Annotated in this window: 1 protein-coding gene; it reads left to right on the forward strand. The window is 57.5% G+C overall.

All coding sequences use genetic code 11. The annotated features are described in order from the left end of the window. Positions 1–652: quinolinate synthase NadA (locus tag ACTHUM_RS15985; RefSeq protein ID WP_440403419.1), on the forward strand; the 652-nt coding region annotated here is incomplete at its 5' end. Positions 653–807: the final 155 nt, after the last annotated feature.

An 807-nucleotide genomic window follows, 5' to 3' on the forward strand; every position in this document is an offset into this window, starting at 1 on the left:
CGCCAACACTTCCGCTGCCGTAAAAGCGCGTGCCGACTGGGTGGTAACGTCTTCGGTGGCGTTGGAAATCGTGTCGTATCTGAAATCGCGCGGCGAGAAGCTGATTTGGGGGCCCGACCGCCACCTCGGCGACTACATCCGCCGCGAAACGGGCGCGGATATGCTTTTGTGGCAGGGTTCGTGCATCGTCCATAACGAATTCAAAGGGCAGGAGCTGGCGGCGTTGAAGGCGGAACACCCCGACGCGGTGGTGCTGGTCCATCCTGAATCGCCGCAAAGCGTCATCGAACTGGGCGACGTGGTCGGCTCGACCAGCAAACTGCTCAAAGCCGCCGTATCGCGTCCTGAAAAAAAATTCATCGTGGCGACCGATTTGGGCATCCTGCACGAAATGCAAAAGCAGGCGCCTGACAAAGAATTTATCGCCGCACCGACGGCGGGCAACGGCGGAAGCTGTAAAAGCTGCGCGTTCTGCCCGTGGATGGCAATGAATTCGCTGGGTGGCATCAAATACGCCCTGACAAGCGGACACAACGAAATCCTGTTGGACAGGAAGCTGGGCAAAGCCGCCAAACTGCCTTTGCAGCGTATGCTCGACTTCGCGGCAGGGCTGAAGAAAAAAGATGTGTTCAACGGCATGGGCCCCGCCTGATTTGCCGTCCATATTGCCGTTTCAGACGACCTCTCAAACAAGGACAACACCATGCAAACGGATTGCGACGTATTGATTGCCGGAAACGGGCTGACGGCACTGACGCTCGCCCTGTCGCTGCCTGAATCGTTCCGCATCGTCATTTTGTGCAACAA

The sequence above is a fragment of the Neisseria sp. P0021.S006 genome (assembly GCF_051956895.1).